This window comes from Paenibacillus sp. NPDC058174, assembly GCF_042883865.1.
Taxonomy (GTDB): domain Bacteria; phylum Bacillota; class Bacilli; order Paenibacillales; family Paenibacillaceae; genus Pristimantibacillus.
The window spans coordinates 2,357,294-2,381,109 of record NZ_JBHVUY010000001.1 but is presented as its reverse complement, the minus strand read 5'-3'; the positions used below and the strand labels follow the sequence as shown (position 1 = coordinate 2,381,109).

General features: G+C 52.2%; 23 protein-coding genes. 18 read left to right on the top strand and 5 right to left on the bottom strand.

Annotation, left to right across the window (positions count from 1 at the left end; all coding sequences use genetic code 11):
* The first annotated feature begins 98 nt into the window (after window positions 1–98).
* From ACFVVF_RS10590 to ACFVVF_RS10565, 6 genes are all read left to right on the top strand, one after another.
* Window positions 99–674, top strand: coding sequence for a cob(I)yrinic acid a,c-diamide adenosyltransferase (locus ACFVVF_RS10590; protein ID WP_387808138.1), 576 nt, complete (start codon window positions 99–101; stop codon window positions 672–674).
* Window positions 671–1,639 (top strand): RluA family pseudouridine synthase, encoded by a 969-nt coding sequence (locus ACFVVF_RS10585; protein ID WP_387808135.1) that lies wholly within the window; start codon window positions 671–673, stop codon window positions 1,637–1,639. The genes ACFVVF_RS10590 and ACFVVF_RS10585 overlap by 4 nt, the downstream gene beginning before the upstream one ends.
* A gap of 18 nt (window positions 1,640–1,657) precedes the next feature.
* Window positions 1,658–2,020 carry an arsenate reductase family protein gene (locus ACFVVF_RS10580; protein WP_387808132.1) on the top strand — a complete coding sequence of 121 codons (363 nt, stop codon included), beginning with the start codon at window positions 1,658–1,660 and terminating at the stop codon, window positions 2,018–2,020.
* 14 nt (window positions 2,021–2,034) lie between these two features.
* Entirely contained in the window at window positions 2,035–3,243 is a 1,209-nt protein-coding gene (locus ACFVVF_RS10575; RefSeq protein ID WP_387808129.1) for an aminotransferase class I/II-fold pyridoxal phosphate-dependent enzyme, read from the top strand.
* Window positions 3,244–3,355: 112 nt separating this feature from the next.
* Window positions 3,356–4,261, top strand: a complete 906-nt coding sequence (locus ACFVVF_RS10570) for a 5'-3' exonuclease (RefSeq protein WP_387808127.1) — start codon at window positions 3,356–3,358, stop codon at window positions 4,259–4,261.
* A 157-nt stretch (window positions 4,262–4,418) separates the two neighbouring features.
* Window positions 4,419–5,816 (top strand): phosphodiester glycosidase family protein, encoded by a 1,398-nt coding sequence (locus tag ACFVVF_RS10565; RefSeq protein WP_387808124.1) that lies wholly within the window; start codon window positions 4,419–4,421, stop codon window positions 5,814–5,816.
* 105 nt (window positions 5,817–5,921) lie between these two features.
* On the opposite strand, the gene ACFVVF_RS10560 is transcribed toward ACFVVF_RS10565, so the two are convergent.
* Together ACFVVF_RS10560 and ACFVVF_RS10555 are read right to left on the bottom strand one after the other, a co-directional pair.
* Window positions 5,922–6,197 (bottom strand): hypothetical protein, encoded by a 276-nt coding sequence (locus tag ACFVVF_RS10560; protein ID WP_387808121.1) that lies wholly within the window; start codon window positions 6,195–6,197, stop codon window positions 5,922–5,924.
* A 60-nt stretch (window positions 6,198–6,257) separates the two neighbouring features.
* Window positions 6,258–6,554, bottom strand: coding sequence for a DUF3055 domain-containing protein (locus ACFVVF_RS10555; protein WP_202903177.1), 297 nt, complete (start codon window positions 6,552–6,554; stop codon window positions 6,258–6,260).
* A 200-nt stretch (window positions 6,555–6,754) separates the two neighbouring features.
* Between ACFVVF_RS10555 and ACFVVF_RS10550 the strand changes: the two genes are divergently transcribed.
* The 7 genes from ACFVVF_RS10550 (at window position 6,755) to ACFVVF_RS10520 (ending at window position 14,287) form a co-directional block, all read left to right on the top strand.
* On the top strand, window positions 6,755–7,738 hold the full coding sequence (locus tag ACFVVF_RS10550; protein WP_387808118.1) for an HRDC domain-containing protein: 984 nt from the start codon (window positions 6,755–6,757) through the stop codon (window positions 7,736–7,738).
* 234 nt (window positions 7,739–7,972) lie between these two features.
* On the top strand, window positions 7,973–8,434 hold the full coding sequence (locus tag ACFVVF_RS10545) for a chemotaxis protein CheX (RefSeq protein ID WP_387808115.1): 462 nt from the start codon (window positions 7,973–7,975) through the stop codon (window positions 8,432–8,434).
* A gap of 79 nt (window positions 8,435–8,513) precedes the next feature.
* A complete protein-coding gene (locus tag ACFVVF_RS10540; protein WP_387808113.1) occupies window positions 8,514–9,287 on the top strand; it encodes an SDR family NAD(P)-dependent oxidoreductase in 774 nt (257 codons plus the stop codon).
* A 25-nt stretch (window positions 9,288–9,312) separates the two neighbouring features.
* Window positions 9,313–10,746, top strand: a complete 1,434-nt coding sequence (locus tag ACFVVF_RS10535) for a DEAD/DEAH box helicase (RefSeq protein ID WP_387808110.1) — start codon at window positions 9,313–9,315, stop codon at window positions 10,744–10,746.
* Between the two features lie 130 nt (window positions 10,747–10,876).
* Window positions 10,877–12,151 carry an S-layer homology domain-containing protein gene (locus tag ACFVVF_RS10530; protein ID WP_387808107.1) on the top strand — a complete coding sequence of 425 codons (1,275 nt, stop codon included), beginning with the start codon at window positions 10,877–10,879 and terminating at the stop codon, window positions 12,149–12,151.
* Between the two features lie 112 nt (window positions 12,152–12,263).
* Window positions 12,264–13,037 (top strand): ABC transporter ATP-binding protein, encoded by a 774-nt coding sequence (locus ACFVVF_RS10525; RefSeq protein ID WP_387808104.1) that lies wholly within the window; start codon window positions 12,264–12,266, stop codon window positions 13,035–13,037.
* Window positions 13,034–14,287, top strand: a complete 1,254-nt coding sequence (locus ACFVVF_RS10520) for an ABC transporter permease (protein ID WP_387808101.1) — start codon at window positions 13,034–13,036, stop codon at window positions 14,285–14,287. Before ACFVVF_RS10525 ends, ACFVVF_RS10520 begins: the two co-directional genes overlap by 4 nt.
* Before the next feature lie 48 nt (window positions 14,288–14,335).
* On the opposite strand, the gene ACFVVF_RS10515 is transcribed toward ACFVVF_RS10520, so the two are convergent.
* Window positions 14,336–15,637, bottom strand: coding sequence for an aminotransferase class I/II-fold pyridoxal phosphate-dependent enzyme (locus ACFVVF_RS10515; RefSeq protein WP_387808098.1), 1,302 nt, complete (start codon window positions 15,635–15,637; stop codon window positions 14,336–14,338).
* A 377-nt stretch (window positions 15,638–16,014) separates the two neighbouring features.
* On the opposite strand from ACFVVF_RS10515, the gene ACFVVF_RS10510 reads away from it, so the two are divergent.
* Window positions 16,015–16,806, top strand: coding sequence for a helix-turn-helix domain-containing protein (locus ACFVVF_RS10510; protein WP_387808095.1), 792 nt, complete (start codon window positions 16,015–16,017; stop codon window positions 16,804–16,806).
* Window positions 16,807–16,879: 73 nt separating this feature from the next.
* Here the strand turns inward: ACFVVF_RS10510 and ACFVVF_RS10505 are convergent, their stop codons facing one another.
* Window positions 16,880–17,506, bottom strand: coding sequence for a pyridoxamine 5'-phosphate oxidase family protein (locus tag ACFVVF_RS10505; RefSeq protein ID WP_387808092.1), 627 nt, complete (start codon window positions 17,504–17,506; stop codon window positions 16,880–16,882).
* Between the two features lie 132 nt (window positions 17,507–17,638).
* Here ACFVVF_RS10505 and pdxR point away from each other — a divergent pair, with 132 nt between their 5' ends.
* Entirely contained in the window at window positions 17,639–19,138 is a 1,500-nt protein-coding gene (gene pdxR, locus ACFVVF_RS10500; RefSeq protein WP_387808089.1) for a MocR-like pyridoxine biosynthesis transcription factor PdxR, read from the top strand.
* 86 nt (window positions 19,139–19,224) lie between these two features.
* Here pdxR and asd read toward each other — a convergent pair whose 3' ends face one another.
* Window positions 19,225–20,016 carry an archaetidylserine decarboxylase gene (gene asd, locus ACFVVF_RS10495; RefSeq protein WP_387809011.1) on the bottom strand — a complete coding sequence of 264 codons (792 nt, stop codon included), beginning with the start codon at window positions 20,014–20,016 and terminating at the stop codon, window positions 19,225–19,227.
* 184 nt (window positions 20,017–20,200) lie between these two features.
* Between asd and ACFVVF_RS10490 the strand changes: the two genes are divergently transcribed.
* The 3 genes from ACFVVF_RS10490 to ACFVVF_RS10480 all read left to right on the top strand — a co-directional run bounded on the left by ACFVVF_RS10490 (window position 20,201) and on the right by ACFVVF_RS10480 (window position 23,690).
* Entirely contained in the window at window positions 20,201–21,406 is a 1,206-nt protein-coding gene (locus ACFVVF_RS10490; protein ID WP_387808086.1) for a glycosyltransferase family 4 protein, read from the top strand.
* Window positions 21,407–21,624: 218 nt separating this feature from the next.
* Window positions 21,625–22,668 carry a FecCD family ABC transporter permease gene (locus ACFVVF_RS10485; RefSeq protein ID WP_387808083.1) on the top strand — a complete coding sequence of 348 codons (1,044 nt, stop codon included), beginning with the start codon at window positions 21,625–21,627 and terminating at the stop codon, window positions 22,666–22,668.
* Window positions 22,668–23,690: a FecCD family ABC transporter permease gene (locus tag ACFVVF_RS10480; RefSeq protein ID WP_387808080.1), complete on the top strand. Its 1,023-nt coding sequence runs from the start codon at window positions 22,668–22,670 to the stop codon at window positions 23,688–23,690. Before ACFVVF_RS10485 ends, ACFVVF_RS10480 begins: the two co-directional genes overlap by 1 nt.
* Window positions 23,691–23,816 lie beyond the last annotated feature (126 nt).

The window sequence follows — 23,816 nt, the reverse complement described above, 5'->3', positions numbered from 1 at the left end:
CCGGAATGCCGAGAGGACGGCATTTTATGATATAGTAGAGTCAATGAATACCGAAGCGGCCAGTCGTTGGCCGAGGACAGAGAGGGCGGCAGAAGCCAATGAATTTATATACGAAAACCGGCGATAAAGGCGAGACTTCGTTGATCGGAGGCCGGGTTCGAAAGGATGATATTCGCGTAGAGGCCTACGGTACGCTTGACGAGCTGAATGCTTTCGTCGGTCAAGCAGCAGCCGAGATGGAGAAGCATGAGCCGCTTCACGAATTAGTGGAGGAGCTGATTGTCATTCAACATGAGCTGTTTGACTGCGGCGCGGATCTCGCTTACGCGCGGCCTGGTGCTCCGCTTAAAGTAAATGCAGAGCCGGCGGCAAGGCTGGAGACACAGATTGACCGCTATAGTGCGGAAGCTCCTGAGCTTACCCGTTTTATTTTGCCAGGAGGAAGCTCTGCGGCTGCGCTGCTCCATGTATGCCGTACTGTGTGCCGCCGCGCGGAAAGGCTCGTCGTTACGCTGGCCTCCGAGCATCCGGCCAATCCTGAGGTGCAAATCTATTTGAACCGGTTATCGGATTATTTCTTCGCTGCGTCCCGGGTTGCCAATGCGCGGCTTGGCGTATCCGATATTGAATATGTCCGGAGCGCGGAAGTGTTCCGCAAGCGGGATTCCAAATGAGCCTGAACATTGAAGATTACTATAAGCCGCTGACTGTTATTGCGGGCCCTAGCGATGAAGGCAAACCTGTGCGCACAGTAATGGAGCGCAGACTTGGCGTTTCCCGCAAGCTTCAGTCCCGGATTAAGCTGACTGAGCATGGCATCGCATTGAACGGGAAGCGGGTCTATACGTCCGATATCGTGCATGAGGGCGATGAATTGACGATTCGGATGGAGAAGGAAACATCAGATGATATTTTGCCGGAGCCGATTCCTCTCGATATCGTCTTTGAAGACGATGACCTGTTGATCGTCAACAAGCCTGCCGGGATTGTCGTACATCCCACTCACGGGCACTATACCGGCACGCTGGCGAACGGCGTCGTTCATCACTGGCTGATGAAGGGGGAACGGGTCCGCTTCCGTCCGGTTCACCGGCTGGATGAGGATACCTCTGGACTTGTGGCCATAGCAAAAACGCCATACATTCATCAACAGCTGTCTGAGCAGCTTCAGGCAAACGGGGTAATGAAGCTTTATCGTGCTTATGTCTACGGCCATCCTCCGGAAGCGAAAGGGGCAGTTAATGCTCCGATTGACCGCAATCCGGATGCGCCGCATATTCGCATCGTTACCCCTGACGGTTATCCTTCGGTGACCCATTATGAGACAGGGGCTGTCTTCGGCGGCGGAGCGGCGTCAAGCGTCCGCTTGAAGCTGGAAACCGGAAGAACGCATCAAATCCGCGTTCATATGCGGCATCTCGGCTGCCCATTAATTGGCGACGGCATGTACGGCCCTGACAACGGAGGGCATGCGGAATGGGAAGCTGCCGCAGGCCGGCAAGCGCTGCATGCTGAGACGCTTGGACTTACGCATCCGATTACGAAGCAATGGATGGAATGGACAGCAGAATTGCCGCCAGAACTTGTCCGGCTGGAAGAGGTATTGGAGAAGCCCAGCCGGGATGAACTTAATATTTAGAAGGAGCTTAACCTATACATGGCTAAATTAACAATCTATCAATATCCGAAATGCGGCACTTGCCGCATGGCTGTCAAATCGCTTCAGGCTAAAGGCAATGAGCTGGAGCTTAAGCATATCGTTGAGGAAACGCCAACGGCTGCTGAGCTGAAGAGCATCTTGGCGAACAGCGGACTAGAGCTTAAGAAGTTTTTCAATACTTCGGGCGAAGTATATAAGGCTCTTGGGCTGAAGGACAAGCTTGGCGCGATGACTGAGGATGAGCAGCTTGCGCTGCTCGCATCCAACGGCATGCTTATTAAACGGCCGATTGTGACCGATGGCAGCAAAGTAACAGTCGGCTTTAAAGAAGAGCAATACGAGCAAATATGGAACGGATAACGGGTGGGAAGCAGATGACGAACAGACGATGGAGATCGGAACGGTTGGAGCAGCTTGGTTCCTCCATTTTTGCCGAGGTAGCCGAATGGAAGCAATCGGCGATAAAAGCGGGCCGCGATGTGATTGACCTTGGCATCGGAAGTCCCGATAAGCCTCCAACGGCTGCGGTCCGGCAAGCGTTGAGCGAAGCTGCGTTGAGAACGGATATGTACGCCTATCCGGGGACACATGGCAGCGAAGCATTCCGGCAGGAAGCGGCGAAGTGGATGGAGCATCGCTTTGGCGTGAAGCTCGATGCCGATGCTGAACTCGTTTCCTTAATGGGCTCGCAGGATGGGCTATCGCACTTGGCGATGGCGATTTGCAGTCCCGGCGACTTAGCGCTTGTACCGGATCCCGGTTATCCGATTTATACGGCGGCATTGGCGCTTGCCGGTGTGGAGCCCGTTCTGATGCCGCTAAGAGAAGAGAACGGCTTTCTGCCCGATTTGGAGGCAATCCCAGAAGAAATATGGGATCGTGCAGCCTTCATCTTACTGAACTATCCAAGCAACCCGGTATCTGCTGTTGCCGATCTTGCTTTCTTCGAGCGGGTATTGACGAAAGCGGGGCAGCATGGCGTGCTGGTCGTGCATGACGCCGCCTATTCGGAAATGGCTTTCGACGGCTTCGAGCCGCCGAGCATCCTGCAGGCGGAGGGAGCTTTGGACGGAGCGGTCGAGTTTCATTCCTTATCCAAAAGCTTTAACATGGCGGGCTGCCGGATTGGGTTTCTGGCGGGCAACCGCGAAGCGGTTGGTGCCTTGCGTGAGCTGAAGGGCAATATCGATTACGGTGTATTCAGCGCCGTACAGGAAGCGGGTGTCGTTGCGCTGCGCGAAGCGATGTCGGATCAGGCTCCGCCTAAGGCGGGAGTGTTGTATGAGCAGCGGCGGGACGCGTTTGTTGCCGCTTTGCAGGCGGAGGGCTGGAATATTGAGAAGCCGAAGGGGACGATGTTCCTATGGGCGCCGCTGCCGAGCATGCAGTGGTCCTTGACGGAAGCGTGGAATTCACGTCGAATTTCCCGGGAAATGCTCGAAAGGACGGGCGTTGTTGTCATTCCGGGCGAAGCTTTCGGGGCTGAAGGCGAAGGCTATGTCCGGATTGCCCTCGTCGAAGAGGAATCGCGGCTGATCGAAGCGGCCAGCCGGATCGGGAAGTTTATCCGGGGCGAATTTTAGCTGGTATTTTTTACTGCGCAACTATTAAGCCATAGGCTAGTCAATAGAATAGGGCCGATAGCTAATGAATTGATCATGTCAGATAGAATCGAAACTGCAAGGAGGGAAAGCGATGAAAGAAAATAAAGTGCTGATCGTCGATGGCATGGCGGTGCTGTTCCGCGCCTTTTACGCAACATCCTATAGCGGATATATCCGCAAGACAAAAGCGGGGCTGCCGACCAATGCGATTTATGGCTTTATCCAATACTTTTTTGATGCGATTACGACGTTTCAGCCTACGCACGTTATATGCTGCTGGGATATGGGAAGCAAAACGTTCCGTACAGAGCAGTTTGCCGACTATAAAGGAAACCGGGGGGAGCCGCCGCTGGAGCTGATTCCCCAGTTTGATCTGGTTAAAGAGGTCGTAGCTGAGATGGGAATTCCGAACATCGGCATTGCCGGCTTTGAGGCGGATGACTGCATCGGCACCTTGTCCCGCCAGCTGCGCGATGAGGCGGAGGTTTATATTTTAACCGGCGATCATGACATGCTGCAGCTTGTCTCAGACAAGGTAAAGGTCGTTATTATGAAAAAAGGCAAGCTGAATTACGCGATTTACGATTTGGCGTATTTGCTGGAAGACAAGCAGCTGGCTCCGCATCAGATTATTGATATTAAAGGCTTTATGGGCGATACGAGCGACAACTATCCCGGCGTCAAAGGTATTGGAGAGAAGACGGCGCTGAAGCTGCTTCTGGACTATGATACGGTAGAAGGTGTCCTTGAAAATCTGGACAAGCTGCCAAAAGGCGTCCGGACCAAAATCGAAGCCAATCTCGATATGCTGCATCTATCGCGGGAGCTTGCAACAATTCGGCTGGATACGCCGGTAGCCTGCGGCTTGACGGAATGTGTATGGGAATTGCAGCTGGAAGCATCCGTCCGGAAGTTCGAGGAACTGGAATTCGGCGGGCTGGTTAAGCTGCTGGAGTCTCATGCGCGAGCAACAGAGGTCGATTTGTTTACGATTTAGAGCCGCTTATATCATGGCCAAGCTGTCGAATGGTTTCGACAGCTTTTATTTTGTTCATCTTCGCTAACAGAGAGACAATATCCGTTCGCATTAATCAATATTTCCCAATTAACCGATATAGTTAGTTATTATCGACTTCAAGGAGGAAACGAAAGAAATGAGTAAGGCTTGGAATCAGCTTTTGAAAAAAACAGCAATTGGCACGACAGCAGCTGCGCTTCTGTTGTCCGCAGCGTTGACGGGAACGGAAGGCGGATGGAACAGGGAGGCGGCCGCAGCAGCCGCTGTAACGGCCGATAAGCAGGTTGCGATAACCTATCCCGCTGCTTCGGCATCGGTAACGTTAGACAAGCGTCTGCCGCTCAAGAAGCAGCTTAAACTCTCAGATGACGTATCTGTGCGCTATGAATCGGGGAACAATGCGGTTGCTCGTGTCAACAGCAGCGGCGTGGTGATTCCTGTCGCGCCCGGAACGACAAATATACGAATATATGTAATCTCTCCCGGTTATTCAGGGGGCTTGACGCTGCCCGTGACAGTCAAAGCGGGGTCGGCATCCTATAAAGCAGTTACAGCTGTGAAAAAAGTATCGGTTGGAGGCAAAGCCTTTTCCGTACAAACGGTTACGATTCCAAAAGGCATGCCGGTAACGGCGGCTCTTGCAGGAAGAAGAGTAGGGGCGCTCCAGCAGTTGCAGGAGATCGCTCAGTCCTACCGGGCCGACGCAGCGATCAATGGCACTTATTTCGAGGCATATGGCGGCGTGCCAGATCCTTACGGCACTGTCATTACTGACGGCATTGTCGAGCATATCGGCAATACAGGCACCAGCGTCGGCTTCAAATGGGACGGAAGCGCGGTTATGGATACGCTGCGAGTTAAAGTAACGGGCGCTACTGACGGCTCATATAAGTTTCCGAACAACTGGTATGTTTACTTCGTGAACCGGACTCCAACACAAGGGATCGCATCTGCGGTTATGTTCACGCCAAAGAGGGGCAGCAAAGTCGGCTTCAGCTACGGCAAAGCGGTTACCGTCCGCAAAGGGATCGTGACGAAGACCGGCAGCAACCAGAATGCAGACATTCCAAGCGATGGCTATGTACTCGTATTTAACGGCTCTGAGGCAAAGCTGGCTGACCGGTTTAAAGTAGGAACGAAGGTGGAATATAAAGTATCGTACACGAATGCGGCGGGACAAGAGATCGATTGGAGCGATGTACATACAGCACTCGGGGCAGGCCCGCGGCTCGTGAAGGACGGCAAGCTCGCTGTCGATCCGGCGAAGGAAGGCTTCAGCAGTCCGAAGATTTTGACCGACGGCGGCGCCCGCAGCGGCATTGCGATTAAAAAGGATGGAACGGTCATTCTGGCGACCGTACCGGGGGCAACAATCAAACAATGGGGCAATATCATGCTCAGCCTTGGCGCTTATCAAGCGATGAATCTGGATGGCGGCGCATCATCCGGCTTGTATGCAGCTGGCAAAATTGTGACGAATCCAGGCCGGCAAATTAGCAACTCGCTTCTGTTCGGCAATAAAATAAAGTGGTAACAGCTGAGCCTTCGACAGATTCGGTTCAGTGACAAAAATCCCCTTGTGCCTGCTCGATACCGAGTCAGGCGCAAGGGGATTTGCATGTTCAGGTTCCGCTCGCTATTAAGGCTCATCCATTGCATCGGGGATGGAAAGATCCTCATCATCACCCGGATAGTGCCTTCCATTCCCATCGTGCAGGGATTTGTTCTCATAAGAAAAGGGGCCGTTTTGCCACTGTCCGCTGCGCCAAGGCGTGCTTTTGCCAAGCGACTCCGACTCGATCGACGCGCCGAGCGGCCCTTCGGGAAACTCTTCGCGGGCCAGATCATTCCGCTGTGATTGTACTGTCGACAGCTCCGAGTAATCGGCGCTGTCCTCGTCTATAAACCGACTCAACTCCTATCGCCTCCTGATTAGGGTAGCCTGCAATCAGCTTGCCTTCTCAGTTTGCCCGCTTTAATCGGTAAAATTCACCGTGCCTACCACAAAATATAAAAATTGTGCCAGCTCGGCGGCTTCCTCTTCCTCCAGCTTGAAGACATGCTCCAAATAGCCTTCTTCCTCGAGATCATCGGCTCCGATGATGGCCGTCTTTCCGGCCTGCAAGTCGGTAATGAGCTTTTTCCCGTAGAAGCGGTTCGTGTTGGTGATGGCCAGATCAAAACGCTTCAAGCTCGGGGAGATGAAGGTTACGAATCGGGTTGATGTTTCTTCCGTCGTATCGGACATGAAATCAAAATCAGGCAGTTGCATGCGGTGTAGCCTCCACTCCGTTAGTTTCGACCATTATACACCAACAAAACGCTTGTAATAAAGAGACGGTTATGCTAGATTTAAGCTAATCGAATGATCGAACGTAGAGGAAGCACCTCTCTTGCCAGCCGGCAGGAGGGGTGCTTTTTTGCGTTTACGGCCATTCGTCCAAATTTCGGAGTATGGGAGGAGTCAGCAGCATGCATATCGTTTTTTTGAATACGTTCGAGAGACCGGCGGAAGGGGGCGGAATCGTCAGCGCCAAGCTGTCCATTTGCGAACGGGAGGGCGTCTGGTCGGTGCTATGGGTGGAAGGAGAAGGGCAGCCTGCTGTTTTGTTCGAGGGCACCTCATGGGAGGAGATGATCGTCGCTTTCCGGCATGGTGTAGCGGTAAGGATGGGCGAAGGCTTCACGCCGGTTATCGACGGCATGCTGGATGAGAAGCGGGGCGGCGCCGGCAGTCTGTTGTCGATGCTGCAATGCTACGGCGAGTTGCATGCCAATGCCGAGCTGTTCGAGGCGCTGCGCGATTGGCGGAGAACGAGGGCGGGGCAGGACAGAAAGTCGGCTTACCTGATTGCAACGAACCGGATGCTGTGGATGATCAGCGCTTACGTTCCGCAGACGCCGGAAGAGCTGCTGCAAATTCCCGGCTGGGGCGAGAGCAAGCATAACGCCTATGGCGAGGAAGTACTGGAAGTAACGGGTAAAGCGTCACGGTCGACCGGGTTCCCTTTGCAGTGGGTAGCGGACGAGCTTGATCCGTCTGCTTTCACGCAATGGCTCTACAAGCAGAAGGAAAATAAATATAAAAACGATATGGTGCGCCAGCATCAGAAGAAGAAGATATTGCACTTCGTCATGGAAGGCGGCTCGCTCGAGCAGCTGCAGACGGAGCTTGAGCTGCCGCGCAGGGAAGTGATGGACCGTATCGAGCAATTGGAGACGGAAGGGTATGACTTTGAACCGCTGATCGACCGGGAGCTGTCCGATATGCCGGAAGAGGAGCGCGAGCTGATCTGGAAGGCATTCCAGCAATCGGGCGACCGTTACTTGAAGCCGGTGCTGCAGCAAGTCTATGGAGCCGAAGGAGCCAAGGACAGGCAAGCCGATGTGCTTTATGAACGGCTGCGGCTCGTTCGCCTCCGTTACCGCAAGGACAACAAACGGGAAATCTCGTAATAATGGCCTCTTCGCAGCGCTCTGGACATGTAGTTCCAGAGCGCTGTTCCATGCCAAGCCGGCCTTACAGTTTCCTCCTGTTTATGACAAAGTTGGCGGGTAAATCACGACTAACAACATAGGTCTAAAGTTTCAATAATGACATAAATAGTATACTTGTCCTACGGAATTAAGTATAATAGCAATTAAACAAGACCATGCGCGAATTTTGTCGAAAAGGAGCGTTTCCTCTTTATGAAGGCAGAATATATTAATCCGTTTCTTGAATCCGCAAAAATCGTGATCGAACAAGTGATCCAGATCCGCCCGTCAACGGGCCAGCTAGGCTTGAAAGATATTAAATTTGTCGAAAACTATATTTGGATCCAAATTGGATTGAACGGGCAAATGAACGGTGACATTGTATTTGGCCTCAGTGAGGAGGTCGCGCTCAAGATGGTATCGGCGATGATGGGCGGATTCGTAATCTCCGAGATTGATGAGATCGGACGGAGCGCGATATCCGAGCTGGGCAACATGATTAGCGGAAATGCCAGCACGATGCTGTTCAATCAGGGTGTACGCGTCGATATTACACCGCCGAAAGTGATCCACTCCGCGAATGCAGCCGGATTTGCTGCGACGCAAGCTTTAACGGTTCCGCTTATTATGGATGGAATCGGAGTTTTGGACATTCAGGTACTAGTCGCATCATAGCACAAGTACAGGGCTCCTTCGGGAGCTTTTTCTTTTGCTTAAAGAGGCTCAATCAAGTACACTAGACTGGGTGATATGGATGTTGAAAGATAAGGTTGTGCTCCTGTCGGGAGCTTCAAGCGGGATCGGAGCCGTGACTGCCAAATATTTGGCTGAACGGGGAGCCATTCCAGTGCTGACCGGCCGCAATTTGAATAAGCTTCGCGAAAGCGCTGAGGCGGTCGCAGGTCCATGCTCGGTGTTTCCGATGGATGTGACGGATATGGATCAAGTGACAGAAACGGTCGAAGCGATCATTGCCAAGCATGGCAGAATCGATATTTTGCTGAACAACGCGGGCTTCGGCAAGTTTGAGACCTTTATTGATGCGCCGATCGGCAGCTTTGAATCGATGATGGACACGAACTATATGGGAATCGTCCGCTGTACAAAAGCGGTATTGCCTTATATGCTGGAACAGGGCAGCGGCCATATCGTCAACATCGCATCGATGGCTGGCAAGATTGGCTCTTCCAAATCGACTGGTTATTCGGCATCTAAGCATGCGGTGCTTGGATTCACCAATTCGCTGCGAATGGAATTGAAGCCGCACGGTATTCGGGTATCCGCCGTAAATCCGGGTCCGATTGATACTTCTTTTTTTGAGCTTGCTGACCCTTCCGGCTCTTATGTGAAAAATGTAAGCTGGTTTATGATGAAGCCTGAATATGTCGCCAAATCGATTGTGCGCGTGATGGAGCGCGGAACGGCAGAAGTGGATTTGCCGAAATCGGCCGCGGCGGGCATCAAGCTGTATCAGCTGTTTCCCCGTGTTGTAGACCGGTTTTTCGGCAGCCTGTTCAATCGAAAATAGCGTTATTATAAGTGAGGAATCGACAATGAGTACGTTGAAGTGGAATGAAATGGGATTATTAAAGCCGCTCTTGGATAAGCTGGCGGCAAGCGACATTAAGGAACCGACGGTTATTCAAGCGGATGCCATTCCGGTACTGCTCGAAGGCAAGGATGTATCGGCGCGTTCGCAGACCGGCACGGGCAAAACGCTGGCTTATTTGCTGCCGATGCTGCAGCGGCTGAAGCCCTCCTCCAAAGCGGTACAGGGCGTTATTCTCGCGCCTACGCAAGAGCTGGCGATGCAAATCGTTCGCGTAGCGGAAAGCTATGCGGAGCCGCTGGGACTGCGTGTGCAGCAATTGATTGGCGGAGCGGCGCTCAAGCGGCAGGTGGAGAAGCTAAAGCTGCATCCGCAGCTCGTTATTGGAACGCCAGGCCGTATTCACGAGCTGCTGAAGCTGCGCAAGCTGAAGCTGCATGATGTGCGCAGCGTCGTAATCGACGAGGCGGATCAGGTGTTCGAGCTGGGCTCGACGCGCGAGGTCGAAGCGATATTGTTTGCCATGGGCAGCGAACGGCAAATTGCCTTCTTCTCAGCAACCTATCCGGATCAAATGGCGAGGTTTGAAGGACGCTGGATGAAGGAACCGGTAAGAATTCAAATTGCGCCGCAGCACCGGGTATCTGAGACGATTGACAATTATTATCTGGTAAGCGACAAGCGGGACAAGACGGATACGGCCCGCCGGCTTATCCGGCTGCTGAACCCGAAATCAGCGCTGCTGTTTCTGAATGCAACCGATAATATCGCCAACTGGGAATCGAAGCTCAGCTATGAAGGCTTTACCGTGGAGACGTTATATGGCGATGCGGACAAGCAGCGCCGTTCGGCTACGCTGGCGCGCTTCCGTGACGGGCGCTGCCAGCTGCTGCTTGCTACGGATGTTGCTGCAAGGGGGCTCGATATTGAAGGGCTGCCGCTCGTTATTCAACTGGACCCTGCAGTCGATGCTGACCACTATGTGCATCGCGCGGGCCGGACTGGGCGCATGGGCAAACCGGGTACGGTCGTCTCGATCGTAACGCCGCAGGAGCTGTTCATCATGGACAAGTTCCGCAAGCAGCTTGGCATTGAGCTGCCGGAGAAGGCGATGTACCGCGGCAAGCTGATGACGCCGGAAGAGGCGCGCAGCGCTTCAGCATCGAGCAGAAGCAGTAAGCCCGACAAGTCCGATAATGCGCCAGCTGCGAAAAAACCGGTTAGCCGGCCGCAGTCCGCTCCAATTGAGCGGGACAGTGTCCGTAATGAGCCCAAAGCACGTATTGGAGTCGCGGATACGCAGAAAGCGGCTGTTAGCCGTGCGCCGAAGCAGCCTTCTGCAGCTAAGCAAAAGCAGGAGAAGCAGCGCGATAAGAAGGATAAGGGCGCGCCGAAATGGCTGAAAGCGAAGCGTGAAGGAAATGAGAAGCAAGACTAGGACGTTTTACCTGTTTTCCGAAAGATAGAGAAGCCACCCTCCCAAAGCGATTTGCCTTCGCCGAAACGTATTAGCGAAGGTCAAGCGGAAGCAATTCCGTACAATCGCGATAAGGAGAGTGGCTTTTTTAATGAATACTCCAGTTTGGAAAAAGACGATTATTACTTCCATGGCATTGCTGATGCTCGCAGGAGGCGGAACGTCGGCTTTCGCACATGGCAATAACAATGGCGGAAAAAATGGCAGCCAGCACCAGAATCAAGGCAAGGATGATAAAAAGAAAGAGAAAGAGAAAGAGAAAGAGAAGGAAAAAGAAAAAGAGAAAGAGAAGGACAAAAATAAGGATAAAAATAAAATAACCTGGAAGTTTGAAGACGAGGATGAGCTGAAGTGGGCTCTGGAATACATTATGCGCCTTGCCTCCAAGGGCGTGTTCACGGGCTATGAAGACGGAACCTTTAAGCCGAATCTAAAAATTTCCCGTATCGAGACGCTGGTTGCAGCCGTTCGCTTAATGGGACTCCGCGAGCAAGCGGAATCGCCGGACAAAATGAAAACGAACCTGAACTTCAAGGATGCTGATAAGCTGACGAAAAAATATCCTTGGGCAGTTGGTTACGTAGCCGTCGCACTGGAAAATGACCTGTTCACAGAAACAGAGTCGGAGATCAATCCGGAGCAGAATGCATCCCGCTTGTGGGCGACGACGATTCTGATCAAAGCGTTGAAGCTGGAGGATGAAGCGAAAGCGCTGAACAACACGAAGCTGGACTTTAAAGACGCGAAGAACATTCCGGCCGGTTCTGTCGGCTATGTCGCTCTTGCGATTAAGAAAGGCATTATTACCGGGTACAATGATCAGACCTTCCGTCCGAACCAGCCAGTATCGAGAGCGGAGCTTGCTGCGCTGCTCGACCGTACGGATTCGGAAATGCCGGACCACGACGCGCTGGCAATTACGGGCAAGCTGAAGGCAGCCGCATCGGGCAGCAAAATTACGGTCATTAAACCGGATAACAAAGAGCTGACGCTTGATCTGGACGCTAACGTATTTATTTTCCGCGAGGATAAAAAAGCGGCTGTCAGCGCGCTTCAGGCCGGCGATGAGGTGCTCGTTCGCACGTATCAGAACCGTGTCGTCTTCATTGAAGTAACGAAAGCCGCAACGCCTCCTGTGTCGACAGCTTTCACGGAGCTGGGCAACGTAAATACTGTAACGCTGAATGCGCAGGGCAGACTTGCGACAATCTCCGTTACAAAATTTACGAACAATCAGACTTACACGACAATCTACAACATTGATCCTAATGTTGTAATCGCAGGCAATGCCTCCTTGCTCACCCAAGGCCAGCTTGTTGAAGTGAAAGGCGAGAACGGAACGGTAAAAACGATTACGATCAAGTAATAGTTAAAAACATAATAAACAGCCGGTATGCTTCTTGGGAAGGGCGCATATCGGCTGTTTTTTTGAGTTTTGAGGAAATTTTAGGTATGCTGATAGAAGAAGCATTTCATTTATGGAATTTGAAGGTGAGAAGATGACCGAACCTATATTGAAGGTAGAGAGTTTAACAGGCGGCTACAGCCCGAGGCGGCCGGTGCTTCACAACGTCTCATTCGATATCCGGCCGGGAGAGATGGTTGGCTTGATAGGACTAAACGGTGCGGGCAAAAGCACGACGATCAAGCATATTCTAGGCTTAATGAAGCCGCATGACGGCGGCGTTCAAGTGAATGGAGTGGCGCTGGAGCAAAATCAGGAGCGATATCGCTCGGCTTTTGCCTATGTACCGGAAACGCCTGTGTTGTTCGACGAATTGACCGTTGAGGAGCATTTGAAGCTCACCGGAATGGCTTACAATGTGGACGGCAGCGTCTTTGAGGACAGAAAGAACCAGCTGCTGGAGGAGTTTCAGATGACGGCAAAGCGGGGAGCGTTCGCCTCTCATTTGTCCAAAGGGATGAAGCAGAAGGTCATGATTATGAACGCGCTTCTGTCCGAGCCGCCGCTTTATATTATTGACGAGCCTTTTCTCGGCCTGGATCCGCTCGGTATCCGCTCCTTGCTGGAGCGTCTTGTTGAGGTGAAGCAGAAAGGCTCGGCGATTCTGATGAGCTCTCATATCCTTGCGACAGTGGAAGCCTATTGCGACCGCTTTATCGTTATGCATCATGGCGTCATTGCCGCGCAAGGCAACCTGGAGGAAGTATCCGCCGCAGCCGGAACCGAGATGCGCAGCGGCAGTCTGGAGGATGCCTTCTACAAGCTTGTAACCGGTGATCGGCCATGAAGTCTCCGCTTCAAGCTTTGGAAGCGATGTGGGCAAAGCGGGCTGCCGATTACCGCAAGGAAATACTGCCCTACCTCGGATATATGGGTCAAAGCGGTTTTTTGCTGGTCTTGTCCTTTATTGCGATTACATCGGGATTCGGTTATATCAAGCTGCTTCGCGATGTGCCGACTGATTTTCCGTTTACGCTCGTTGGCGTCATCGCTTTAGTTCCGGTATTATGCTGGAGTCCGCTGCGGACATGGCTTGTACCGGCGGACATCGTCTTTCATCTGCCGCTGGAAGCGAGAATGGGGCGTTACTTGTTCCGTTCCTTTCGCCGCAGTCTGCTGCTGACGGTTGTCATTGCCGGTCTTGTGCTGCTCTTGTACTGGCCGCTATACCGTCATGGAGACGGATTGGCAGGCGGCTGGTGGCTGCTGCTGTTCGCGGCGGGGCTTCGTGCCGTTAATACGTGGGGAGCCTGGCGGGAGCGGCTGCTGGCCTGGCCAGGCATGCGTGTACTGCTCCGGGTGCTGCGCTGGCTGGCAACTGCTGCAGCTTGGGCAGCAATGCTCTCGCGCGAGCCGTGGATGGCTGCGGTATTTGGCGTTCTGATCTTTGCACTGTTAGCTGTTGTGTATCGGATTCCGGCCAGTCATGCCTTCCCTTGGGAACGATTAATAGAAGAAGAGGCGAGGACGCGAAGAACGATTTATTTGTTTTTCGGCTTGTTTATCGACGTTCCGTCTATGGCATCCCGTTCGACGCCGCGGCGCTATCTTAGCTGGGCGTTAAGCTGGATCCGTTACCGGCATGCCAATACGTTCGTATATTTGTACGCTGCTTCCTTGATCCGAACGGAGCTTGGCGGCATTATCGTCAGACTAGGAGTTCTCAGCGCGCTCATCGTCTATTGGTTTGCCGAAGCGGTATGGCTGGAAGGCTGGGGTGCTGCTGCCGCATATGCGGTTATGATGCTGATCATAGCGGTTCAGCTTGGCGGATTGCGCCGTGTTCATAGCTTCACGGTCTGGAGACATGTCTATCCGCTGCCGGATGCGAAGAGAACGGAAAGTATTGTACGTGTCGATTCTCGGGTATTGGCTATCGTTGCCTTTCTCGTATGGCTGCCAGCCGGCATCACACTGCTGATACTCGGCTATCTGCTTCCGGCCGTTGCTGCACCGGTTATAATGATTGCTTATGCGCTGCTTCTTCGTCCGGGGCGGATGACACGAAAAATCGTCCGCGAGGATGATGAGGAATAAAAATAAGGCTTGGCAGCGGAAGCTGCCAAGCCTTTTTCAATTGCGGGATTAACGGCTGCCGGAAATTTCCGTTACCGCTTTGTAGATCGTGTCGAACAGCTCTTCCAGATCTGTTTCTTCAATGCAGGAGAATGCCACACGAAGATCGGTTTCACCAAGGGCGATGGTACCAACGCCGTATTGGTCAAGCAGTTTTGTGCGCACTTCCTCTGCCGATACGCCGTTCAGCTTCAGACACATGAAGTAGCCGGAGTTGAATGGATAGTAGCCCCATACATCGCCATAGCGTCCGCTGTCGAGCAGCGACTTCACTTTGTTGGCGCGTTTTTTCATAATGTCGTATTTCTCTGCCTTCTGTGCTTCGAACTCTGGCGATTGCAGCGCGCGAAGAACGAAGGTTTGCGACGGATGCGGGCCGCTTGAAATCGTGGCGCGGATAATGCCCATCGTTTTTTGTTCCAGTGCAGCCAGCGTGTTATCCGATGGCGATGCGTACGTAATAAAGCCTACGCGGAAGCCCCATACATATTCTTCTTTCGTAGCGCCGTCTACTTTAACGGCAAGAACACGCGGATGCAGCTCGGCAAGCTTGCCGAACAGCGATTCATGAACCGAATCCTCAAAGAACAGACCGAAGTAAGCATCGTCGGTAACCGCAACAACGTTGATACCGGCCTCAGCTGCTTCACGGATGACTGCAACGATTTCATCGCCTTCCTCCGGTCCAGGCGTGTAGCCTGTCGGATTGTTCGGGAAGTTCAGAATAACGATCGCTTTGCCTTTATCCTTTTGCGCAAGCAGCGCTTCACGAAGGCCAGCCGCATTAAAGCGGTTGTTCTCGTTATAGAGCGGATATTCTACGATTTCTGCACCGCGGCGGATGCCGAAGGTGAGCTCATAGTTTTCCCAGTTTTTGTTCGGGATAATGACAGCGTCACCCGCATCTGCGAACAGATCGGCAACGATGCTCAGGCCGTGTGTCAGTGCGTTCGTCACAACGGGATTGCTAATTTTTTTGCCTTCAACCGAAGGGTTTTCCTTCAGCATTTTGGCACGCCATGCCGCACGGAGCTCCGGCTTGCCGGCAGGAGGCGCATATTCATATATATCTTTCGGATCATAGGCACTCAGCGTATCTTGAATGACCTTCAAATGCATCGGCTTTCCGTCTTCGATTGCGATACCGATCGTAGCGTTATATTTCTTGGCTTTTGCCTTCGCTTCTGCGGATTGGCTCAAGATGCCTTCCTTCGGGAAATAAATCGCCTTTCCTATTCCAGACAACATCGCGTAAACGTCAGGGCTTTCTGCTTGTAAAGTCTCGTTCAACTGCTGAGCAAGTGGGTTCATGGACCTCATTCCATCCTTCCGATAATTCAGTTCATTATAGTATTATTTCCTATAGGGATTGCTTATCGGGAGCTATTATAACATTTTTTGCACGGTTCAAACCATGCGAAATTAAATAAATTTAACAAACGAACAGGTCATATGCAGGAAAATGCAAATCGTCCCGTACAGGCTTGCGAAAAAGTTTGGCGCTGTTGTATGATGACGGCAGACGCTTTATTTCCTCACTTTTAATTGATTTTGAAATGAAAACGGACAGCGTTCAGGCTAAGGCAAGCAGACTTATTGAGCAGTCGGTGACTGAAATAATATCGTCAATAACTGCAAAGCTTTGCAGCCTGCAATAAATCGTCCAAGCATAGGAGGACTGCTCGTAGATGCTGCATATCACACCGGACTCGCTTATTTTGCTGCCCCCGCTCGCCAAAATCGTATGTGAACCTGGCTGGAGATGGGCACCGCGAGAGAAGCCGATGCCGAATTTCGATTTATTTTACGTATGGAGCGGAGAAGGGGAAGTCGAAGTAAACGGGGCCAGGTATCCGGTCGGCAAAGGAAGCTGCTTTCTGTTCCGCCCCGGCGATTTCACCAGTGCAACCCATAATCCTCAAAAGCCGCTCGTATTAACTTATATTCACTTTGATACGAAGGTGCCGGTAGAGCAGGTTCCGGGACGTTACCGGCAATTTACCGACACTGTCGAGTTTGAGCATCTGCTTTCCCGTTACGTGCGCCTGTTCCTCGTTAAAACCTTCGCGGCTGAAGAAGAAGCCCAGCTTGTGCTCAAGCAGCTCATTATTCATCTGCTGCGCGAGGATCTGGATCTGCAGGTGCCGCTGGAGAGGAAGGCGAGCAATCAGCTGACGGAGGCTATTCATGAAATCGCCAATTATGTGCGGCAAAATCCGGGCGTTCCGCACCGGGTAGAGGATTTAGCGCATCGCGCTCAGCTGTCTCCCCGCTATTTTTCGATGAAATTCAAAGAAATGATCGGAACGTCGGTACAGTCGTATATGATACAGACACGTATAGAACGCGCTCAGCACCTGCTCATGCATGAAGGCATGAATGTGACGGAGGTTGCGGATGCTCTCGGCTACCGGGACATCTTTTTCTTCAGCCGCCAGTTCAAGCAGTATACGGGAAGAAGCCCTTCGGAAATCCGGTAAACGAATAGTGTGAAAAAAGAACCTCCTAGTCAATCTCGCTGCTGAAGCGGGCTTGGCCGGAGGTTTCTTGCTTTTATTGGCTGCTCCCGTTGTGACGGGGACAATATTTACGCATCAGCTCAATCGTTTCGTGATCCAGCTCGCCGCCGCGCTCCCGGAGTCCTTCTATAATCGGCGCTCTATCCTCCAGGCTTTCATTTTGTCCGAATTTGAACTTGGCGCTCATATGCTCTACATCGATGCGAACGACTGCAACCCCTCTAACATTGCCGCGGTAAGCCGGGTCATCAGCCGCAATCGGTTTATGGCCGCCCTCCGGTTGAAGCTTGACCATCAGTGCCTGCAAGGCGGAAGCCTTCTCGGGCAAATCTTCGACAAGTGCTGCTCGTCCAGCGATAACGACCGATTTGAAAAAAGCGGTTGCGGGACATGCCAGTTCGGGATCGGTGTAGTAGGAAGGGATAATGGCATATTCCTTGGCTATGCAAAAGGTGACGTTTGGCCGCGCGGAAAGGTTGGCGATTTTCTCTCCTGCTCTTGCTCCGTGAAAGTAGATGCTGCCGTTCGTATATACGTAGTTCAGCGGCGTTGCAGCCGGAAATCCGTCAGCGGATACCGTTGCTAATACGCCGAAGGTCATTTCACCCAGAAACTGCTCAATATCTTCTTTATTTTCAACTGCAAGCTCTTTTCTTCGCATTCTGCAAAGCCTCCTTCGTCTTCCCATGTGGAATACAGCTATGGTAGACTGAAATTTGATCATTAAAAAGATCCAATTTCATTGATTTTTAATAGACCAGTTAACAGTCTGAACGGCAGGGGGATGACGTTAATGGAACATTCCATTATAGCCGCCTATGAAAGGATAGCGTCCCGCGAGGGGAAGAAGACGGCCGCTTTGTTCCAAGCATTGCGGGAATTAATCGTAACGGGAACGCTGCGTGCAGGGGAACGACTGCCCTCGAGCCGGCTTCTCGCGGATCAATTGGCGCTCTCTCGCGGCCTTGTGAATCAGGTGTACGACATGCTCGTAGCGGAGGGCTTCGTGCGAACCGGAAGGGGCAGCGGTACCTTTGTCGCCTATGACAGGCCAGCCCTTCAAGCCTCCGAAGCGGTGGAGCGGGCGAAGATTCCGCTGTCGACGTGGGCTAAGCGGCTGAATTCCGGCCGCCAAGAGCTTGAAGCTGAAGCTCTTCCAGACATGGAGAACGGGGAGAAAGCCATCGACTTCTCCATTAGCCGCACGGACGCCACGCTATTTCCATGGGATGATTGGCGCACCTTAATGTTCGAGCAGGTTCGCCGCCTTTTTGAGCAGGAACGCGATGAATCCTTAGAGACAGCGGGCAGCCGCTCATTGCGTGAGGCTATTGCGCATGAATTGCGGCGGGAGAGAGGAATCGTCGCGTCCGCTGATGACATTGTCATTACGAATGGGTCCATGTATGCCATCGCGCTGCTGTCCATGCTCTTAATCGAACCCGGAAATAAAGTTGTCGTGGAAAATCCTTCTTATGACGGGATCCGCCGGGCTGTAGAGGCAGCGGGCGGCTGCCCTGTATACGCAGCTGTCGACGATCACGGAATCATACCTGAGCCATGGGATGCCAGATTGCTGTTCGTCACCCCAAGCCGCCAGTTTCCGACCGGCGTGGCACTTGATCCTCAGCGCCGGAGACAGCTGCTTGAATGGGCATCTATTCATGAGGCTGTCATTATTGAAGACGATTACGACAGTGAATTCCGCTGGGGCGGCCGTCCTTCGGAGCCGCTCAAGGCGCTCGATTATGAAGGCAGAGTCGTATACGTCGGAACCTTCTCCAAAACGATGTTCCGGGAGCTTCGGCTCGGTTATGCTGTCGTGCCGGAATCGCTGAGAGAGCCGATGCGTCTGGCTAAGTATTGGCTGGAGCCGCATTCGAGCGGCGTTGCCGAGCAGCGGGCATTAGCCGCCTTTATGGCAAGCGGCCTGTACTCCCGTCATTTGCGGCGTCAACGGCGGCTGTACGGCAGGCGGCTGTTGAAGTTCCGGGAAGAGGCAGAGCGTCATCTAAGCGGGATGTTCCGCTTCAAGCCCTCTGATGCCGGGCTTCACCGGTATGCAGAGTGGATAGGCGATCCGGCAGACTTTGAACGGCTGAGGATTCAATGTCTTAAGGCGGGCATTAAGTGGAGCAGCTCCAAGCCTTATTGGATAGCAGACTACACAGGCGGGGCGATTCCAGAGGCGGGGCCGGCCGGCGCATTGTTTGCCTTTGCCCATCTGAATGAAGAAGACATTGCGGAAGGCCTCAGACGAATCGCGGACTGCTGGAGAGGGCTGACTCGCTAATACTGGGAATTAGACATAGGCTGAATCAAAATAAAAGGACCGCAATTCGAATAGAGAATTTGCGGTCCTTGCTTATTGTTATGTTATCAGTTGTGGTTAACCAGTTGTCCCAGACGCTCGCCCATACGAACCTTGAGGCCGACCTTTAAATCAGCGCGGGGTTCAAACGTATTATCCTCGAGCAGCATTACAACGGTCGAGCCGAATTCGAAATAAGCGAGCTCGCCGCCTCTTTCCGCCGCAGGCTTAATCGGTTCTACATAGCGGATGCTGCTTACGTTCATCGCTCCGACCTTTACAACGGCGGCTTCGCCCCCGTCATGCTGAATATAAGTAATCAGACGCTCATTGCGGCTGAGCACTCTGCGCATGCGGGTCAGGCCAAATTCGTTAACCGGATATACTTTGCCGGGCACATGTTCACGCTCAACAATACGTCCGCTTACCGGAGAATGAATGCGGTGATAGTCGGTTGGACTTAAGTAGAGCACGATGTAATAGCCATGTTTGTAATTTTCCATGCGGGGGGAGCGGTTCAGCAGCTCTTCAACGGTATAGTCCTGTCCTTTTACATTGACGATCGTCCCGCTTGTAATGGCGCCTGCTCCGGTTATAAGAGCATCAACCGGGCTGATTAGCGCAGTCGTATCCGGATCCAGTAAGCGGGCTCCAGGCTTCAGCCGGCGTGTGAAAAATTCATTTAACGTTTTGTATTCTTGAAGCGGCTTCTCAGCCTCTTCAGCCTTTATGCCGTACATGCTGGCGAATTTAGCGATAAACAATCGGCTTCCTCTGGATTGTGCGAACCTTCCGGTCACTTTGGAAATCCATTTGCGCGAGCTTAATTCCGTCATGGCACGAAAAAATCGGTCTTTCATGACTCGTACCGCACGTCCTTTCATGCTTCTTAAGTTGTTGCTTTTCTCGAACAGTGTGCCATAAGAAGCAGTACAAAGCAATAGAAACTAAAGCACAGTGTGCCATCATTGGCCTATGGCAACCACGGAAAAGAACGCGTATGCTAGTAAATCAACGCTTCTGACAGGAGGTTTTCATAGACAAATGGCATCACCAAGGGTCGCATTCGTTACTCCGGGTTCCTTCCCTATCCCGTCTGGAAAAAGCAGCTCCGTTGAGCGTGTCGTCGAGAAATTCGTTCCGCTTCTAAAACCGTATGCTGAGCCGCGTATTTATGGAAAAAGCATGCGCGGGCTGGCTAAAACCGGCTATGTCAACGGTGTCCTTTGTGAAAGATTTAACGCGGTGAACAAAGCAGCTTACATTGCAGCAGCAGGTAGGGCGATCGCACGCTTTGCGCCCTCTCATATCCAAGTAGAGAACCGTCCCTTATATGTATTGGCCTTAAGGAGAAGGTATCCGCGTAAACAGATTTGGCTCAGTCTGCATTCTTCTACTTTTATAGGCGGCAAATATTTGACCCGGTCCAAACTGCGGCAATGCTTGCGTGCGGCGGACAAGATTATCGTGAACAGCGAATTTCTGCTGCGGACAGTCGCTTCACGAGTCCCTGAGGCAAGATCGAAGCTAAAGGTTGTTTATCCGGGCGTCGAGCCTGAACGGTTTCCGTCCCGGTTTTCGGATGAGGGGATGTCTATGCGGTCTTTGATCCGGGAACAAAAAGGGCTAAGCGGGCGAAGGGTCGTTATCTTCCTCGGCCGTTTAATTCCGCTTAAGGGCGTGCATCATTTGCTCCACGCAGCACCAGTGCTTGCCCAAATCGATCCTGAGCTGCTGATCGTTATCGTGGGCAGCCCCTTTTACGGCTCGCATCGGACAACAGCCTACTCCCGGAGTCTGCATAAGCTTGCCCGTAATTGTCCCCGCAACGTACGCTTTGTTCCCTATGTGCCGTATACGGAAGTGCCGAAATGGTTCATTGCCTCGGATATTGCCGTCGTTCCTTCCGGCCAGCGGGAAGCGTTTGGCCTCGTTAATGTCGAAGCGATGGCTTGCGGCCTGCCGGTTGTTGCTACGAACGCAGGAGGAATGAAGGAGATTATACGCGACGGGGAAACCGGGTTTCTCATTAATTCCGGGAGGGTGGAGAGTGAGCTGGTCGATAAACTGAGAATGCTGCTGCTCGATAAAGAACTCCGCGACCGGATGGGAGCGGCGAGCCGGAAGCGGGTGGAGCAGATGTTTACCTGGCAGCATACGGCTAACCGCTGGCTGAAGCTGCTTCGGGGAGGCGCAGCAGTGGCTGCAGGAATAGCGGATGAAGAATTGGGATTAGAATTAGAATTATAGAAGGAATTGCTGTTTAAGCTGACAGCAAAATACGAATAGAAGGCTGTTCGCGGAGCTGGCATGACCCCGCCCGGGACGGCCTTCTTTTATGTTGCATCCGTTAGAAAAAACAAAGCGCATATTTAGAATTGAATTTGGAATCAAATTTTGATATATTTGAAAACGAGAATCGTTATCAAGTGAATTCATAAGTTACATACAGAAAGGTAGTTGCATCAATGGCACTCAATAATGAAACGGGAGCAAAGCCTTCCGTCAAGCTGCACGCCAGACCGGTCGTTGCGACGATCATCCTCATAGGCGGCACTGCAGCGCTCTTGCTTTCCATGGCGCTGGCAATATCGGTCGGAGCAGCCAACATCAGTCTCGAAACGGTGTGGGAAGCCGTATTTAAGTTTAATCCTGATTTAACAAGCCATCAGATTATTCGAGAGCTTCGTATGCCTCGTGCAATAGCTTGTGCGGTTGTTGGAGCAGCCTTTGCCGTGTCCGGGGCAATTATGCAAGGGATGACGCGGAATCCGCTTGCCGATCCCAGCCTGCTTGGTCTGAATGCGGGAGCAGGGTTTGTACTGGCTATTTGTTTTGCCTTTTTCCCTAGTCTTTCATATATGAGCATTATGCTCTTCTGTTTCGTAGGCGCGGCGCTTGGCGTTGCAATCGTATACGGTGTTACCTCCCTGTCTAAAGGCGGCTTGACGCCGGTCCGGCTGACTCTTGCGGGCGCTGCAGTCAGTGCACTGTTCGTGGCACTCAGCTCAGGCATTCAAATTCATTATAAAGTTGGTCAAAATATGGCCTTCTGGTATCATGGCGGCGTTGCCGGCATCAACTGGCAGCAGATTTCGATTATTACACCTTGGATCGGCGGCGGACTAATTGGTGCCATTATTATTTCCCGCGCTATTTCTTTGCTGAGCTTGGGTGAAGATATTGCAGTCTCGCTGGGAACAAGAACCGGCTTAATTAAAGTTTTAGGCTTAGTCTTTACGTTAGTGCTTGCGGGTGCAGGGGTATCGGTCGCGGGTGCTGTAGGCTTTATCGGACTTATCATTCCGCATTTTGCCCGTTATTTGGTTGGCGTCAATTATCGCTGGATTATACCGTGCTCGGCGGTGCTTGGCGGATTGCTTGTTGTACTCGCTGATATCGTAGCCAGAACGATGAATCCTCCATCTGAGTTTCCAATCGGCGCTTTGATTGCACTGATCGGCGTACCGTTCTTCCTCTACCTTGCAGTGAAACAGAGGGGAGAACTGTAATGAATACACCAAATCTATCCGTAACAGAAAGCAGAAGAAGAACCCGTGCCATTATCGTGATGCTGACTTTAACGATCCTGGTTATTGCAGCTTTTATTGTTAGTATGAATACCGGCCACATCCGGCTCTCCCCAATTGATGTCGTGAAGACGCTGTTTGGCTGGGGAACCGACAAGCAGCATCTGATTTTATTCGAATTCCGGCTGCCGAGGATCATTATTTCCGTTCTTATCGGTGCAGGCTTTGCCGTGTCTGGTGCAATTCTGCAAGGACTTTTCCGCAACCCGCTTGCTGATCCGGGCCTCCTAGGCATTAATGCGGGCGCGGGCTTAATGGTGACGCTGTACATTGCTTTCCTGCGGGACAATTCATCGGCTAATTTATTCCTCCTGCCGTTATTGGCGCTTGGAGGAGCGGCAAGCGCAGCTGTTCTAATCTTCATGCTGGCCTACAAGCGTCATAAAGGATTGCTGCCAACGCGGATGATACTGATTGGGGTAGCGGTTCAAGCCGGCATTAACGCGGCTATGGTCGTCCTGACACTTGCGCTTGATCCGGAAGATTATCAGTACGTATCGATCTGGCTTGCAGGCAGCATTGCAGGATCGAACTGGAAGTACGTTATCGCTTTGCTTCCATGGATTTTTACACTTATTCCGTTTGCCATGATCAAATCCCGTTCGCTGAACATTCTGAATCTGGGCGATCAGATGGCGAAGGGCCTGGGTACGCCAATCAATCGCGACCGGATTTGGCTGCTGGCAGCAGCGGTAGGCCTCGCCGGCTCCTGCGTTGCGATTGGCGGCGGCATTAGCTTTGTAGGTCTCGTTGGACCGCATTTGGCCCGGCGTCTGGTTGGTCCTCAGCATCAGCTGAATATCCCGACCTCAGCGCTGCTTGGCGCATTGCTCGTTATTGTGGCGGACACAATTGCGAGGTCCTTCTCCTCGTTGCCAACAGGCATTATTGTAGCCATTATCGGAGCACCATATTTCCTGTACCTGCTTTCCAAAACGAAATAAAAGACCGGAATACCCGTTCATGCGCCGAAACGCGTGAACGGGTATTTTTTATGCGCTGTGTTTGCAGTGAACCTTCCTGCCTGAGTAACGAGCCTATGGGTAGATGCATATATTACGTATGACATT